Source organism: Huaxiibacter chinensis, from assembly GCF_022171985.1.
In the GTDB taxonomy this organism is placed as follows: domain Bacteria; phylum Pseudomonadota; class Gammaproteobacteria; order Enterobacterales; family Enterobacteriaceae; genus Enterobacter; species Enterobacter chinensis_A.
In genome coordinates this window covers 19,199-34,992 of record NZ_JAJVHF010000011.1, presented here as the reverse complement: position 1 = coordinate 34,992, position 15,794 = coordinate 19,199, and the positions used below count along the sequence as shown (strand labels likewise).

Sequence of the window (15,794 nt, the reverse complement as noted above, 5' to 3'; positions counted from 1 at the left end):
CCAGAGTGGAAAAAAGCCATCATTATCATGATGGCTTTTTTTATTATTACTGGGTTACGGTCGCGTTTATTCCTGCTTAACAGACGAAATAACCTGTAAAGGAAAGTCGCGATTCTTTGCCAGAAATTTCGGGCCCACGATAACGGAAAATAAATACGTTTTTTTGTCATCGTTGAGAAAGGCAAAATACCCCGTTCCGCTACTGTTTTTTACATCCTCGATCTTTATATAATGACATTTAAACTGCGCGTTAAAACAGCTTTCCAGTTGGAAATTCGGTGGGGTTTCAATTCCGGACGTCGCTTCCATAACCTGAGTGATAAATTCTTCATAGGACATCTCATCAAATATCCCTTGCTCAAGCGCTGTAGCCCCCACGACGGCAAACTGATTTTCTTCTCCCGTGCGCACAGCAACTTTCTCTTTCGTTTGCCACAGTTTGTCAGGCAGTTCAACCGAGAGGGGCACATTGCTAAAGGTATAGCGCCAGGGGCTGAACACCTTGTAATATGAGCGAACGCTGTAAAGCGTGAGGAAGGCCAGCGATGCGCAAATAAGCCAGACCAGTCGGATATGTGTATTTTTATGGATTAAATAAATAATTCCTGAAATTATAATTAAAACTAAAAATATTATAACCCAGGCGAATATCCCAATAATAACGATATGGGACATAAATAACGAGCCGAGACTAATAAACGCCAGGAATAGCGTCAAGCCCCATGAGAACCAGGTAAGTGTGGAATCACGCATAAACATCCTTGTGAAATATAAAAGGGGCACAGCCCCCTTTATATTACAGTATGCGTTTATTCAATATCCAGCGGATCTTCAGAAAGGATGATACCGGTATTATCTGCGTAGAGATGGTCGCCAGAAAAGAATGTCACGCCGCCGAAATTCACGCGAACGTCGCTTTCACCGATGCCATCACCCGCGGCACCCACCGGAATGGCGGCAATCGCCTGAATGCCGATATCCAGCTCTTCCAGATCGTCGACCTGACGCACTGCGCCATATACTACCATCCCTTCCCACTCGTTTTGGGTGGCAAGGCGGGCCAGATCGGCATCGATTAACGCCCGGCGAACTGAACCGCCGCCATCCACCAGCAGAATGCGGCCACGGCCGTTCTCTTCGAGCAGATCGTACAGCAACCCGTTATCCTCGAAACATTTCACCGTGATGATTTGTCCGCCAAACGATGAGCGTCCTCCAAAGTTGGAGAACAGGGGTTCGACGACGTTGACATCTTCCTGGTAGATGTCACAAAGCTCGGAGGTATCGTATTTCATAGGGTTACCGCTCAGTTGCTGCGAATGTGTTCAGTATATCGTGCGAACCGCGTTGTTGGCAAAATCATCAATTGTTAATTGATATTTGTCAGTTAACGCAGCGTCTGGCTTAAGACAATCCCGATGACGAACAACAGGTTAACCAACAGCGCGCCTTTTACCGTGCGTTCGAGCATGGGCGGCATCACCGCGGGGCTCAGTTCGCGCATCACGAAACGTGCCTGTTTGACCAGCAGCGGTGCGGCAAGTACAAACAGCCAGCCCCACAGGCTTTGCAATGACATCAGGTTAAACAGCGCCAGACAAACCAGAGCACCTGTTAGCAGGCAGGCATGGTAACGGCGCGCGTTCACCGGCCCGAGACGTACCGCCAGCGTGTTTTTACCGTTTTCACGGTCGCTGTCGATATCGCGCAGGTTATTGATATTCAGTACGGCCGTGGCCAGCAGGCCGCAGGCCGTGGCGGGCAGAAGGAAAGCAGGGATCAGGGTGTGCATCTGTAAATACCCACTGCCCATCACGCTCAGCCAGCCGAAAAAGACCAGCACGGAAATATCACCCAGGCCAATGTAACCATAGGGGCGCGTTCCGACGGTGTAAGTAATGGCAGCGATAATAGCCAGTAGCCCAAGCACCGTAAAACCAATGAAATCAGCAGGCGTTTTACAGGCAACCGACACCAGCGCCAGCCCGGAAAGACAAATTAACACCACGGTGATCATTAGCGCACGCTTCATCTGCGCCTGGGTGATCGCCCCTTTTTGCATGCCGCGTAGCGGCCCAATGCGGTCGGGCTTGTCACTGCCTTTCACCGCGTCGCCATAATCATTGGCGAGATTGGAGAGGATTTGCAGCAGCCCTGCGGTGCTCAGTGCCAGACCGGCCACCAGCGGATCGAAATGTCCTTGCCACCAGGCGAGAGCCGTACCGACGACAATCGCGGCAAAAGCCAGAGGAAGTGTTTTAGGGCGGAGACTTTCGAGCCACGCCTGAGTACGGCTGATATCAGTCATAAGTATTTAGCCAATAAAAATGGGGGCATTAGCCCCCATCAACAGTGATGAAAATGCAGTAACCGCGATTATAAGATAAAACGGCTCAGATCTTCATCTGCCACTAACGCATCCAGATGTTTGCTCACATAATCTGCGTCAATGGTAATGCTTTGACCGCCAAGGTCGCTGGCATCATAAGAGATATCTTCCATCAGGCGTTCAAGCACGGTATGCAAACGACGTGCACCGATGTTTTCGGTGGTTTCGTTCACCTGCCAGGCGGCCTGGGCGATACGCTTGATGCCGTCTTCGGTGAACTCAATGTTCACGCCTTCGGTCGCCATCAGCGCTTTATACTGTACGGTGACAGACGCGTTTGGCTCGGTCAGAATGCGCTCGAAATCTTCGGTAGTCAGCGCCTGCAGCTCAACGCGGATAGGCAGACGACCCTGCAGTTCCGGAATCAAATCGGAAGGCTTCGCCACCTGGAATGCGCCAGAGGCGATAAACAGGATGTGGTCAGTTTTAACCATGCCATGCTTGGTCGAGACGGTGCAACCTTCGACCAGCGGCAGCAGGTCACGCTGAACGCCTTCACGGGAGACATCCGGGCCGGACGATTCGCCACGCTTACAGATTTTATCGATTTCATCGATGAAGACGATGCCGTGCTGCTCAACCGCGTCGATAGCGTCCTGCTTCAGCTCTTCAGGGTTAACCAGTTTTGCCGCTTCTTCTTCAATCAGCAGCTTCATCGCGTCTTTGATTTTCAGCTTACGCGATTTTTGTTTCTGGCCGCCCAGGTTCTGGAACATGGACTGCAGCTGGCTGGTCATCTCTTCCATACCCGGAGGTGCCATAATTTCGACGCCCATCGGCGCAGCAGCCAGATCGATCTCAATCTCTTTGTCGTCTAACTGTCCTTCACGCAATTTCTTACGGAAGGACTGACGCGCTGCCGAGGGTTCCTGAGGCTGTTCAGCCTGGCCCCAGTTATTTTTCGCCGGTGGGATCAGCACGTCGAGAATACGCTCTTCCGCCATCTCTTCCGCGCGGTAGCGATTTTTTTCGATAGCCTGAACGCGCACCATTTTAATCGCGGAATCGGTGAGGTCGCGGATAATGGAATCCACCTCTTTACCGACATAACCCACTTCGGTGAATTTCGTCGCTTCGACTTTGATGAACGGCGCGTTTGCCAGCTTCGCCAGGCGACGGGCAATTTCGGTTTTACCGACGCCCGTTGGGCCGATCATCAGAATGTTTTTAGGCGTGACTTCGTGGCGCAGCTCTTCATCAAGCTGCATACGACGCCAGCGGTTACGCAGGGCGATTGCCACGGAACGCTTCGCGTTGTCCTGGCCGATAATGTGATTGTTCAGCTCGCTGACAATTTCGCGTGGGGTCATTTCAGACATGGGAGATCCTTACGCTTTAGAGGCTAATTCTTCAATAGTGTGGTTGTGGTTGGTATAAATGCAGATATCACCTGCAATATCCAACGCTTTCACCGCGATATCGCGCGCGTTCATGTCGGTGTTTTCCAACAGGGCGCGAGCGGCGGCCTGGGCGTATGGGCCGCCAGAGCCAATCGCAATCAGATCGTTTTCAGGTTGGATGACGTCGCCGTTCCCCGTGATGATGAGGGAGGCATTTTCGTCTGCGACGGCCAGCAAGGCTTCAAGCTTGCGCAGCATGCGGTCGGTACGCCAGTCTTTTGCCAGCTCAACGGCGGCTTTCACCAGATGCCCCTGGTGCATTTCCAGTTTGCGTTCAAAAAGTTCAAACAGCGTGAAGGCGTCAGCCGTACCGCCAGCAAAACCGGCGATCACTTTGTCGTTATAAAGACGACGGACTTTTTTGACGTTGCCCTTCATGACGGTATTACCCAGTGTGGCCTGGCCATCACCGGCAATCACCACCTGGCCGTTACGGCGTACACTTACAATTGTTGTCACGAGCAGACCCCCTGGTTACATATTCTGAATAGGGGCCCCGAGCCAATGCTCAGGGCTGAATAGAATGATAGATGGGGGGGATTTTGGGGGTTTCAACCCCCAGAGGCGAGGCGAATACAGTTTGAGTGGCCGGCAATCTTCAGACGGCTGATGGTGCCATCCGCATTATCTTTGCCTTTCACCGGGCCTATCACCACGCGATTCCAGCCATTATTAGTGGTAATGCGGGAGTCAAAGCCTTCAAAGGCCAGCTGTGCGCGAACGGTTTCCGCCTGTTCGGCGCCTTTAAACGAACCGCACTGAACCATCCAGCGGCGTTCATCTTTTTTCTCAGCGGTTTGCTTCGGCGCGTCGGCTTCTTTGGTCACCGGCGCACTTTGCTGTGGCTGCGCTTTTGGCTGCTGCGCGGTGTTGTGTGCCGGCGTTTGCAGAAGATCCTGATAAGGCTGTGACGTTGCCGTTGGTTTTGACTGCGTCTGAGCCTGACGCGTCGGCTGCGTCGGTTGAGACTGCACGGTGCGCGTCTGTTGCTGCGGCTGCTGATACGGTTGTTCGGCCACGCGTGGCTGTGTACGCGGCTGCTGCACCGGCTGCGTCTGGTTCATTTGCTGTTGCTGCTGTTGCTGCACCAGGCGCTGGCGTTGCAGCGTCTGCTGACGCTGCTGTGGCGTTTGCTCGTTCCACGGCACTTCCGTCAGCTGCGTGGGCGACTGGCGCATATCGGCCTGCATTTGTGCCAGCAGCTGGCGCTGTTCATTGGTCAGCTGGTCGGCGTTTTTCACTTCGCCGCCCGCAGACGGTTCCGTAGGCGCACGCACGCCCGGCTGGCGGCTTTCCAGCTCTTTGATATAGCGCCAGCGTTCTTCTGGTTTCGGCGGCAAGCCATTCCCGACCACTTTATTGCCCTGGAGCGCTTCGGCTTCTTCTTTTTTATGGTGCGTGATGAAGTACAGACCACCGATAAAGGCCACCAGTACAGCCGCAGCGATGGCGACCATTGCAGGCGAGACAGAAGGCAGGCTGCGTTGCTTGCTCCGGGAAGTGCTCTTTTTGCGTCGCGAAGGTGCCGGCTGGCCGCGACGTACATAATCTCGTTGTGCCACTATCGTTTCGCTGTATTTATTCGTTCGTCAGCCCGCCATGTTACTTAAGCGGCGGGCCTTTGAACAGACACGGAAGTCCGAAAGCCATTTACTTTAAGTAAGGGCCTGTGTTGAACCCCGAATGATGAGTTCGCAGTCGAGCAAACGTGACCCGCTGTTTACCGTTTGTCCATGAAGCTGATCGAGGAGCAAAAGCATGGCTTCACGGCCAATGTCATAGCGCGGTTGAGCCACGGTCGAGAGCGGCGGATCGCAAAATTCTGACAGTGAAATATTGTCAAAGCCGATGATAGAGAGATCTTTCGGCACCCGCAGGCCGCGGCGCTTAGCAAAGGACAATGCCCCCAGCGCCATCACGTCACTGTGACAAAATACCGCGGTTGGCGGTTCCGGCAGCGCCAGTAACTTTTCCAGCGCCAGTCCACCCGCTTCAAAGGTGAAATCACCCCGGGCGATGTAATGGGGGTCCACCGTTACGCCTGTGCGGCGCAGCGCCTGCACGTAGCCCTGAAGACGGTAATGGCACAGCGGCATCTCTTCCGGCCCGGCGATGCAGCCAATGCGCTTATGCCCCAACTCCTGGAGATAGTTCACGGCGTTGAACGCGGCGGTCAGGTTGTCGATATGCACGGTCGGTAATTTAAGCTCTGGCGCGAATTCATTGGCCATGACCATTGGCGGCAGATTGCGTTGTTCTTCGATGCTGGCATCAAAGGGCAGACGCGAGCCAAGCAGCAGCATGCCGTCGATTTGTTTGGTGATAATCAGATCGATAAAGGTTTTTTCTTGCTGATTCTGATGGGCGCAGTCGCCAATTAGCACCAGATAGCCTTGCGCTGCCGCCGTGACCTCAATGCCGCGAATAATTTCGCTAAAAAAGGGATCGCAAATATCCGGCACGATAACCAGGATTGTGCGGGACTCATTACGTTTAACGTTCCGCCCCATCGCTTGCGGAAGGTATCCCACTTCCAGCGCCGCCTGTTCGACCTTGTTACGGGTTGACTGAGAAACTTTATCCGGGTTCATTAATGCTCGGGACACGGTTGCCGTGGATACATTGGCTTTCAGGGCAACGTCTTTCATGGTCGCCGGAGCAACCTCTTTCCTGGACTTCAACGTCTTCTCCTCGCAGGGAACACTGAACGACTCACCCGACCATTTTTACAGATAGTTTATGGAAGCGGTTACAGAATTTTCACAAAAAGTGTGAGATGCATTCAATTTTTCGATCCGCCTCGCACCATGGCTTAACCTTCAATGGGATCAACGTCAAGAACCCACTTCACTTTACGTGCTTCCGGCAGGGTATTGATCAATGCCAGCGCGCCGCTGATAACATGCTGTAAACGAATACGTGAAGGATGCTGGAGTAAAATCTGCCAGCGGTAGCGACCACCGCGTTTAGGGGCTAACGCGGGCACCGGGCCTAAGATCCACAGCTGATTATCGATAAGCGGGCTGGCTTGCAGCAGATTTCGGAGCTGCTGCAGGAACAGCGGCGCCTGCTGATTATTATGATCTTCAGCGCGGATAATCACGTGGCTGGTCCACGGCGGTAACTGCATTGTCTGGCGTTCCGCCAGCGCCTGTTCCGCAAAGGCGTCGTATCCGTTATGCAGCAACGTTTGCAGCAGCGGGTGTTCGGGATGGTGCGTTTGCAGTACCACTTCGCCTTGTTTGCCGGCACGCCCCGCACGGCCTGCTACCTGCGTGTAGAGCTGCGCAAATCGCTCGGCGGAACGGAAGTCTGCAGAAAACAGCGCGCCGTCTACGTCCAGTAGCGCAACCAGCGTGACGTCCGGGAAGTGATGCCCTTTTGCCAGCATCTGAGTGCCGATGAGGATGCGCGCGCCGCCGCGATGGACTTCCGCCAACTGCTGCTCCAGCGCCCCTTTACGGCTGGTGGTATCGCGGTCGATACGCGAAATGGGAACATCAGGGAAGAAGGGGGCAAGCGCCTGCTCAAGCTGCTCGGTCCCCAGCCCGACGGGCACCATGTGCGTGGAGCCGCAGGAAGGGCACTGGCGCGGGATGGGGCGCTGGCTGTCACAGTGGTGGCAACGTAAATGACGCTGTGCCTGGTGTAAGGTGTAATAGTGATCGCATCGCGGACATTCGGCGATCCACCCGCAGTCGTGGCACAACAGCGCCGGAGCGAATCCACGGCGGTTGAGGAACAGGATCACCTGATTGTCGGCATTTAAATGCTGGTGCATACGGCCGATTAAGGCAGGAGCCAGCCCTGCCTGCAGCTGTTGGCCTTTCAGATCGAGCACATGTTGCGTCGCCGGGCGCGCGTTTCCTGCCCGACGCGTCAGGCGCAGCATATGGTATTTTCGCTGACGCACGTTGTGCAGCGTTTCTAAAGCAGGCGTCGCGGAGCCCAGAATAATGGGGATCTGCTCGTGATGGGCACGGTAAACGGCCAGGTCGCGGGCGTGATAGCGCCAGCCTTCCTGCTGTTTGTAGGAGCTGTCGTGCTCTTCATCAATGACAATGACGCCAAGATTTTTAAACGGCGTGAACAGAGACGAACGCGTACCGATCACAATGGCGGCTTCGCCATTTTTGGCTTTAAGCCAGGCGCTGAGCCGTTCGCTGTCGTTTAAGCCTGAATGCAGCACCTCAACGGGCGCGTTAAAACGTTCGCGAAAACGGGCAATGGTCTGCGGCGTCAGGCCAATTTCCGGCACCATCACCAGCGCCTGCTTCCCTTGCGCGAGCACATTTTCTAATACGCTCAAATACACTTCGGTTTTACCGGAGCCGGTTACGCCCGCTAACAGCCATGCGGAGAAATTGTCAGATGCGCTGTGAATAGCGCCGACGGCGGTGGCCTGCTCGGTATTCAGACGCAGTCGCTCGCCCGGCACACTAAAAGTGTTGCGCCAGTCTATAAGCGCCGGGGATTCGCTGCCTAATTCGCTCAGCCCCTTTTTGCGTAACGCCTGCAGAGCGGCGTCGTTAAATTCCAGCTGTTCAACCTGATGGCGCCAGATGCGCCCTTGCCGCAGGGCGGCCAGCGCCTGCTGCTGTTTTGGCGAACGTTTCAGGCTGTTGATGTCTGCGGCTTGCCCTTGTTCGGTTGCAAACCAGTACCACATCGGGGCATGGCTGGCGTCTTTCCCCTGGCGCAGCAGAATAGGCAGGGCATGAAACAGGACATCGCCAATCGGGTGATGATAGTACTCAGCCGCCCACAGCAGTAATCGCCAGACGCTTTTCGAATAGACCGGCTCGTTATCCAGCACCTCTGCGACGGCTTTCAGCTCATTAAGCGGCAGTTCGCTCTGCTCACTGACCGATACCACTATCCCCACGCGCTGTTGTTTGCCGAACGGCACGGTCACGCGACAGCCCGCTTTGGCGCTCATGCTGTCGGGCAGCAGGTAGTCAAAGGTGCGGGGAAGCGGAACGGGCAGGGCAACGTGAGCGACGGGCATCGAATCTTCCTGACTTGAAAAGTGGCGCGTTAGTATACACATTAGTGAAAGCGGCGTGCGGATCAGTTTGCATACGGTGGTCAAATTCTGTATGATTCGCCGCCTTTGGTGTATTTCGCGCCAAAGAACTTACATTCAACATCGCGTGGTGTCTGGCGTTAGGGCTGGAAGAGCGACGCGGCCTTAACTGAGGTTCTCCCATGAAAAAAGATATTCACCCGAAATACGAAATGATTACTGCAAACTGTTCTTGCGGTAACTCTATCCAGATCCGCTCCACCGTGGGCCACGATCTGAACCTGGACGTGTGCGGCAAATGCCACCCGTTCTACACTGGTAAGCAGCGTGATGTTGCAACCGGTGGCCGTGTTGACCGCTTCAACAAGCGTTTCAGCATCCCGGGCGCGAAATAAGCATCCAGAAGAAACCGCCCTCGGGCGGTTTTTTTGTATCTGAAATTTCTTTCCTGAATCATTTATAAGCCCCTATACAAATTATAAATTTATATTTCATTTTTATTAAAAATAAACCCTCGCCCGCGTTAATGCTTTAATTCATTTATCAAAATTATCTTTAGCCAGACAGTGATGTTTGTCCTGACTTCCTTTTGTTTATTGCCATTAAATAACGGTGGCTGGCAATCAATAAAAGGTTTCTCCCTTATTCTGATTCTACACTGCGCGCGTCTTTAATTTTTTATTTCGGACGTTGACGCCAGCGTCGGTTGGACGGCACAGATACCTTAATAAGGGATTTATTATGAGAACGCAGTATTTTTTATTCGTACTTCCATTAATGACATGCGCGGCCCAGGCGGGTTATGTTGATTATCGACATGAGTACTACGACGATGGTCGAAACTACGATCGTGTTTATATGTCCCACCGCTTTGCTACAGGCTTTGGCGTGGCGGTAGAGGCGGTGTCACGCTCTGATGACAAACAGTCAAACGATGCGTTAAATAATATGGAAAGTAACAGCAATGAATACACCGCCAGTTATCAATTCACGTGGCAAGATATCATCTGGCAGCCCGGTATCGCCGTAGAGATGGGCGATGATATGACCATCTATAAACCTTATTTACGTGCGCAATATAATATTGATGAACACTGGTGGACGGCATTCCGTTATCGCACTGAATATACCCGAAGAAATGCAGACGGCAAAGACGATCGCATGGTTTATCGTCCGGAAGTCTGGTTTGGGTATAACGTAAATAGCTGGTTGTTTGAACTGAACGGATTGTATAAATTCGCCGATAACGAGAATCTGTATAATAATAAAAAAGAGGATTACGAATATAACTTCCGTGTGGCTTATACTCTCGATTCCTGGGTGCCTTTCGCTGAAGTGGGCAATGTGGCTTCTGGCTATAACACTGCAACCACGGACGATCGTCAGACGCGCTTTCGCGTAGGGTTAGGGTATAATTTCTAGTCGCCTTTGTTAGCCTGTTAATGACCTTCCCGCTGAGTTAGCCCAGCGGGAGGGATCTGTGTAGGTAGCCTGCACAGATTTAGTATTCCCACGTATCCGGGTCGATGCCCAGTTCACGCATAATCACTTTCGCCGCTTCCGGAATTTCATCACTTCGCTCTTTGCGCAGATCTTCATCATTCGGCAACGGTTGACCGGTAAATGCATGCAGGAACGCCTCGCACAGCAGTTCGCTGTTGGTGGCGTGACGCAGGTTGTTCACCTGACGACGCGTGCGTTCATCGGTGAGGATCTTTAACACCTTCAGAGGAATGGAAACCGTAATTTTTTTTACTTGTTCACTCTTCTTACCGTGCTCAGCGTATGGGCTGATATATTCGCCGCTCCATTCAGCCATGAGATACCTTTAATCCTCTCTGTCATTTATAAGGGCTCAAAACCACAGCATACTGAGGGTTATGAACCATAATCTCGCGTAGTTTACCGTAGAGACGCTATCGTGACACGGATATTGCGCCTGCGGCGTGCACTAAAGCATGTAATTTTAACGGCTATTCTCGCATTGCTCAATCTATACGCAAAGAAGTTTAGATGTCCAGATGTATTGACGTCCATACTTTCAATGTTTACTCTGGTGCCTGACTTTTCCTCTAATAAGCCAGGAAGCCTTCACCATGACGCGTAAACAGGCCACCATCGCAGTGCGTAGCGGATTGAATGATGACGAGCAGTACGGCTGTGTTGTCCCGCCAATTCATCTTTCCAGTACCTATAACTTCACCGGATTCAATGAACCGCGTGCGCATGATTATTCGCGCCGTGGCAATCCTACGCGTGATGTCACCCAGCGTGCGCTGGCGGAACTGGAAGGCGGTGCGGGCGCGGTCCTGACCAATACCGGCATGTCGGCTATTCATCTGGTGACAACCGTATTCCTGAAGCCCGGCGACCTGCTTATTGCACCACATGATTGCTATGGCGGCAGCTACCGCCTTTTTGACAGCCTGGAAAAGCGCGGCTGTTATCGAGTGTTGTTCGTCGATCAGAATGATGAAAACGCCCTAAAACAAGCACTTGAGCAAAAGCCAAAGCTGGTATTAGTGGAAAGTCCAAGCAATCCTTTGCTGCGCGTTGTCGATATTGCGAAAATTTGTCAGCTCGCAAGGGATGCGGGAGCGATAAGTGTAGTGGATAATACGTTCCTCAGTCCGGCGCTTCAGAACCCGCTGGCACTGGGAGCAGATCTTGTGTTGCATTCATGCACCAAATATCTGAACGGGCATTCTGACGTGGTCGCCGGCGTGGTGATTGCAAAAGATCCGGCGCTTGTCACTGAACTGGCATGGTGGGCCAATAACATTGGCGTTACCGGCAGCGCGTTTGACAGCTATCTGCTGCTTCGCGGATTACGCACGTTGTCACCGCGCATGGAAGTGGCACAACGAAATGCCCAGGCGATCGTTGATTTCCTGAAAACACAGCCGCTGGTGAAAAAATTGTATCACCCGTCGCTGCCGGAAAATCAGGGTCACGAGATCGCGGCGCGCCAGCAGAAAGGCTTCGGCGCGATGTTAAGTTTTGAAATGGACGGTGACGAGCAAACGCTGCGTCGCTTCCTGAGCGGGTTGTCATTGTTTACGCTGGCGGAATCGTTAGGGGGAGTCGAAAGCTTAATCTCCCACGCCGCAACCATGACGCACGCGGGTATGGCGCCTGAGGCGCGTGCCGCCGCCGGTATTTCTGAGACGCTGCTTCGCATCTCGACCGGCATTGAAGATTGTGAAGATTTAATTGCCGATCTGGAAAATGGCTTCCAGGTCGCGGCCAAGGGGTAATCATGAGTGTGATAGCGCAGGCAGGGGCGTTGGGTCGTCAACTGCACAAGTTTGGTGGTAGTAGTCTTGCTGATGTGAAATGTTATCTGCGTGTCGCAGGGATCATGACAGAGTATTCGCAGCCGGGGGACATGATGGTTGTCTCTGCGGCGGGCAGCACCACCAACCAGTTGATTAGCTGGCTGAAATTAAGCCAGACCGATCGTCTTTCTGCGCATCAGGTTCAACAGTCGTTACGCCGTTATCAAAGTGAGCTGATTGCCGGATTAGTCCCACCGGCGGTAGCGGATACGCTTATCAGCGCGTTTGTGCACGATCTTGAACGCCTTGCCGGCCTGCTGGACAGCGGCATTACCGATGCGGTGTATGCGGAGGTCGTCGGTCACGGCGAGGTGTGGTCAGCGCGCCTGATGGCGGCAGTACTGCAACAGCAAGGCCTCGAGGCGGCCTGGCTTGATGCGCGTGATTTCTTACGCGCCGAACGCGCCGCGCAGCCGCAGGTGGATGAAGGGTTGTCTTATCCGCTGCTGCAACAACTGCTGGTGCAGCATCCGGGCAAACGCATCGTGGTGACGGGCTTTATCAGCCGCAGCAACGCGGGTGAAACCGTGCTGCTCGGACGTAACGGTTCTGACTACTCCGCGACCCAAATCGGCGCGCTGGCAGGCGTTTCCCGCGTTACCATCTGGAGCGACGTCGCCGGTGTATACAGTGCCGATCCGCGCAAGGTGAAAGATGCCTGCCTGCTGCCGCTGCTACGCCTGGACGAGGCCAGTGAGTTGGCGCGTCTGGCCGCGCCGGTTCTGCACGCCCGTACCCTGCAGCCGGTTTCCGGTAGCGACATTGATCTCCAGTTACGCTGTAGCTATACGCCGGATCAGGGGTCAACCCGTATTGAACGCGTGCTGGCCTCCGGAACGGGGGCGCGTATTGTCACCAGTCATGATGACATCTGTCTGATTGAGTTCCAGGTCCCGGCGGGGCAGGACTTCAAACTGGCGCACAAAGAGATCGATCTGATTCTGAAACGTGCTCAGGTTCGTCCTCTGGCCGTTGGCGTGCATAACGATCGTCAGCTTTTGCAGTTCTGCTATACCGCTGAAGTGGTCGACAGCGCGCTGAAAATCCTGGATGAAGCGGGTCTGCCGGGCGAGCTTCGTTTGCGTCAGGGGCTGGCGCTGGTGGCCATGGTGGGTGCTGGCGTGACGCGTAATCCGCTGCATTGCCACCGTTTCTGGCAGCAGCTGAAAGGCCAGCCGGTTGAGTTTACCTGGCAGTCAGAAGAGGGCATCAGCCTGGTGGCCGTGCTGCGTAAAGGCCCGACCGAAAGTCTGATCCAGGGACTGCATACCACACTGTTCCGGGCGGAAAAGCGCATTGGTCTGGTGCTCTTCGGTAAGGGAAATATCGGCTCCCGCTGGCTGGAGCTGTTTGCGCGGGAGCAGACAACGCTGTCGGCACGTACCGGTTTCGAATTTGTGCTGGCGGGCGTGGTGGACAGTCGCCGCAGCCTGCTGAACTATGACGGACTGGATGCCAGCCGCGCGCTGGCTTTCTTTAATGACGAAGCGGTCGAGCAGGATGAGGAGTCGCTCTTCCTGTGGATGCGCGCGCACCCTTATGATGATTTAGTGGTGCTGGATGTCACGGCGAGCGAAGAGCTGGCCGATCAGTATCTTGATTTTGCCAGCCACGGTTTCCATGTGATCAGCGCGAATAAACTGGCGGGTGCGAGCAGCACGGATAAATATCGTCAGATCCACGATGCGTTCGAAAAAACCGGCCGTTACTGGTTGTATAACGCCACCGTAGGGGCAGGTCTGCCGGTTAACCATACCGTGCGTGACCTCATTGACAGTGGTGACAGCATTTTAGCCATCAGCGGTATCTTCTCGGGCACGCTCTCCTGGCTGTTCCTGCAGTTCGACGGCACGGTACCGTTTACCGAGCTGGTCGATCAGGCATGGCAGCAAGGGCTGACCGAGCCGGACCCGCGCGTTGATCTCGCCGGTAAGGACGTCATGCGCAAGCTGGTGATCCTGGCGCGCGAGGCCGGTTACGACATTGAGCCAGACCAGGTTCGCGTCGAATCACTGGTACCTTCGGGTTGCGAGGAAGGATCGGTCGATCACTTCTTTGAAAACGGCGATGAGTTAAACGACCAGATGCTGCAACGTCTTGAGGCCGCGCGCGAAATGGGGCTGGTCCTGCGTTACGTGGCGCGTTTCGATGCCCACGGCAAAGCCCGCGTCGGCGTAGAGGCGGTGCGTACCGAGCATCCTCTGGCGGCTCTGCTGCCATGCGATAATGTCTTCGCCATCGAAAGCCGCTGGTACCGTGATAATCCTCTGGTCATTCGTGGCCCGGGAGCCGGACGCGATGTCACTGCCGGTGCCATCCAGTCTGATATCAATCGTCTGGCTAAACTGCTGTAATCTTTCGGGTTCCCTCTCCCTGTGGGAGAGGGACTTCAGACCCCACTTGCCCTGCATCATGAATTTTCCTCATCTTCCCTGAGCATTCCTCATCGTTATGCGTGATTATTTCAGTTGACGCGATAGGGCTTTTCCGTCATTTTTACATCTAGACGTCTAAACGTATAGCAGTTCACAACACAACATATAACGACACGCGATTGATGAGGTAAGGTATGAGCTTTTTTCACGCCAACCAGCGGGAAGCCCTGAATCAGAGCCTGGCTGAAGTAAACGGCCAGATTAACGTCTCTTTTGAATTTTTCCCGCCGCGCACCAGTGAAATGGAGCAAACCCTCTGGAGCTCTATCGATCGTCTGAGCAGCCTAAAGCCTAAGTTTGTCTCTGTGACTTACGGGGCTAACTCCGGTGAGCGCGACCGCACGCACAGTATTATCAAAGGGATTAAAGACCGTACCGGGCTTGAAGCCGCACCGCATTTAACCTGCATCGATGCCACCCGCGACGAACTGCGTACCATCGCGCAGGATTACTGGAATAACGGTATTCGCCACATCGTCGCCCTGCGCGGCGATCTGCCGCCGGGCAGCGGTAAGCCTGATATGTACGCCACCGATCTGGTGGCCTTGCTGAGGGAGGTCGGTGATTTTGATATCTCCGTGGCGGCCTATCCTGAAGTTCACCCGGAAGCGAAAAGCGCACAGGCGGATCTGCTCAACCTGAAGCGTAAAGTCGACGCCGGGGCGAACCGTGCTATCACCCAGTTCTTCTTTGATGTCGAAAGCTATCTGCGTTTTCGCGATCGCTGCGTCTCCGCCGGTATTGACGTGGAGATCATCCCGGGCATCCTGCCGGTCTCAAACTTTAAGCAGGCGAAAAAATTCGCCGATATGACCAATGTCCGTATCCCGCTGTGGATGCAGAAGATGTATGAAGGTCTGGATGACGATGCGGAAACCCGCAAGCTGGTGGGGGCAAACATCGCCATGGACATGGTTAAAATTCTGAGTCGCGAAGGGGTAAAAGATTTCCACTTCTATACGCTGAACCGCGCAGAGATGAGTTATGCCATCTGCCACACGCTCGGCGTCAGGCCAGGTGCCTGACAAATAAAAGCCCTCTTCGGAGGGTTTTTTGATTTATGAGGGTATTAATTTCTCGCCATATCAGCAATGCTGCCTGTGAAGTTCATAAGCCATACAGTTTCCATGCGTAATTAAACGGAATTAACTATCGAATCTGTGGGTTTTCCCAGCTATACCTTATCAACAAGGGCGTATATCGTAA

The 15,794-nt window shown here is 53.9% G+C and carries 14 protein-coding genes; 5 read left to right on the top strand and 9 right to left on the bottom strand.

From position 1 onward, the window contains the following. Positions 1 to 66 precede the first annotated feature (66 nt). The 8 genes from LZP96_RS19055 to priA form a co-directional block, all read right to left on the bottom strand. A complete protein-coding gene (locus LZP96_RS19055; RefSeq protein WP_258926251.1) occupies positions 67 to 753 on the bottom strand; it encodes a hypothetical protein in 687 nt (228 codons plus the stop codon). Between the two features lie 56 nt (positions 754 to 809). Next, positions 810 to 1,295, bottom strand: a complete 486-nt coding sequence (rraA, locus tag LZP96_RS19050; RefSeq protein ID WP_064327960.1) for a ribonuclease E activity regulator RraA — start codon at positions 1,293 to 1,295, stop codon at positions 810 to 812. 92 nt (positions 1,296 to 1,387) lie between these two features. Then, positions 1,388 to 2,308 carry a 1,4-dihydroxy-2-naphthoate polyprenyltransferase gene (gene menA / locus LZP96_RS19045; protein WP_258926250.1) on the bottom strand — a complete coding sequence of 307 codons (921 nt, stop codon included), beginning with the start codon at positions 2,306 to 2,308 and terminating at the stop codon, positions 1,388 to 1,390. A gap of 68 nt (positions 2,309 to 2,376) precedes the next feature. Continuing rightward, positions 2,377 to 3,708 carry an ATP-dependent protease ATPase subunit HslU gene (gene hslU, locus LZP96_RS19040; protein ID WP_064327958.1) on the bottom strand — a complete coding sequence of 444 codons (1,332 nt, stop codon included), beginning with the start codon at positions 3,706 to 3,708 and terminating at the stop codon, positions 2,377 to 2,379. A 9-nt stretch (positions 3,709 to 3,717) separates the two neighbouring features. Next, positions 3,718 to 4,248 (bottom strand): ATP-dependent protease subunit HslV, encoded by a 531-nt coding sequence (gene hslV, locus LZP96_RS19035; protein ID WP_064327957.1) that lies wholly within the window; start codon positions 4,246 to 4,248, stop codon positions 3,718 to 3,720. A gap of 92 nt (positions 4,249 to 4,340) precedes the next feature. Then, positions 4,341 to 5,351, bottom strand: a complete 1,011-nt coding sequence (ftsN, locus tag LZP96_RS19030; protein ID WP_064327956.1) for a cell division protein FtsN — start codon at positions 5,349 to 5,351, stop codon at positions 4,341 to 4,343. Positions 5,352 to 5,444: 93 nt separating this feature from the next. Next, positions 5,445 to 6,470 carry a DNA-binding transcriptional regulator CytR gene (gene cytR, locus LZP96_RS19025; protein ID WP_258926249.1) on the bottom strand — a complete coding sequence of 342 codons (1,026 nt, stop codon included), beginning with the start codon at positions 6,468 to 6,470 and terminating at the stop codon, positions 5,445 to 5,447. A 131-nt stretch (positions 6,471 to 6,601) separates the two neighbouring features. Next, entirely contained in the window at positions 6,602 to 8,797 is a 2,196-nt protein-coding gene (priA, locus tag LZP96_RS19020; protein ID WP_258926248.1) for a primosomal protein N', read from the bottom strand. 200 nt (positions 8,798 to 8,997) lie between these two features. On the opposite strand from priA, the gene rpmE reads away from it, so the two are divergent. Together rpmE and LZP96_RS19010 are read left to right on the top strand one after the other, a co-directional pair. Continuing rightward, positions 8,998 to 9,210, top strand: a complete 213-nt coding sequence (rpmE, locus tag LZP96_RS19015) for a 50S ribosomal protein L31 (RefSeq protein WP_003862040.1) — start codon at positions 8,998 to 9,000, stop codon at positions 9,208 to 9,210. Between the two features lie 346 nt (positions 9,211 to 9,556). Then, a complete protein-coding gene (locus LZP96_RS19010; RefSeq protein ID WP_258926247.1) occupies positions 9,557 to 10,237 on the top strand; it encodes an oligogalacturonate-specific porin KdgM family protein in 681 nt (226 codons plus the stop codon). 79 nt (positions 10,238 to 10,316) lie between these two features. Here the strand turns inward: LZP96_RS19010 and metJ are convergent, their stop codons facing one another. Beyond that, the gene (metJ, locus tag LZP96_RS19005; RefSeq protein ID WP_015960995.1) at positions 10,317 to 10,634 is read right to left on the bottom strand and encodes a met regulon transcriptional regulator MetJ; all 318 of its coding nucleotides are present in this window, start codon (positions 10,632 to 10,634) and stop codon (positions 10,317 to 10,319) included. A 277-nt stretch (positions 10,635 to 10,911) separates the two neighbouring features. On the opposite strand from metJ, the gene metB reads away from it, so the two are divergent. From metB to metF, 3 genes are all read left to right on the top strand, one after another. Continuing rightward, complete coding sequence (gene metB / locus LZP96_RS19000; protein ID WP_258926246.1) at positions 10,912 to 12,072, top strand: cystathionine gamma-synthase; 1,161 nt, start codon at positions 10,912 to 10,914, stop codon at positions 12,070 to 12,072. A 2-nt stretch (positions 12,073 to 12,074) separates the two neighbouring features. Continuing rightward, on the top strand, positions 12,075 to 14,507 hold the full coding sequence (locus tag LZP96_RS18995) for a bifunctional aspartate kinase/homoserine dehydrogenase II (protein ID WP_064327952.1): 2,433 nt from the start codon (positions 12,075 to 12,077) through the stop codon (positions 14,505 to 14,507). A 215-nt stretch (positions 14,508 to 14,722) separates the two neighbouring features. Continuing rightward, positions 14,723 to 15,613, top strand: coding sequence for a methylenetetrahydrofolate reductase (gene metF / locus LZP96_RS18990; RefSeq protein WP_258926245.1), 891 nt, complete (start codon positions 14,723 to 14,725; stop codon positions 15,611 to 15,613). The last annotated feature ends 181 nt before the right edge of the window (positions 15,614 to 15,794 follow it).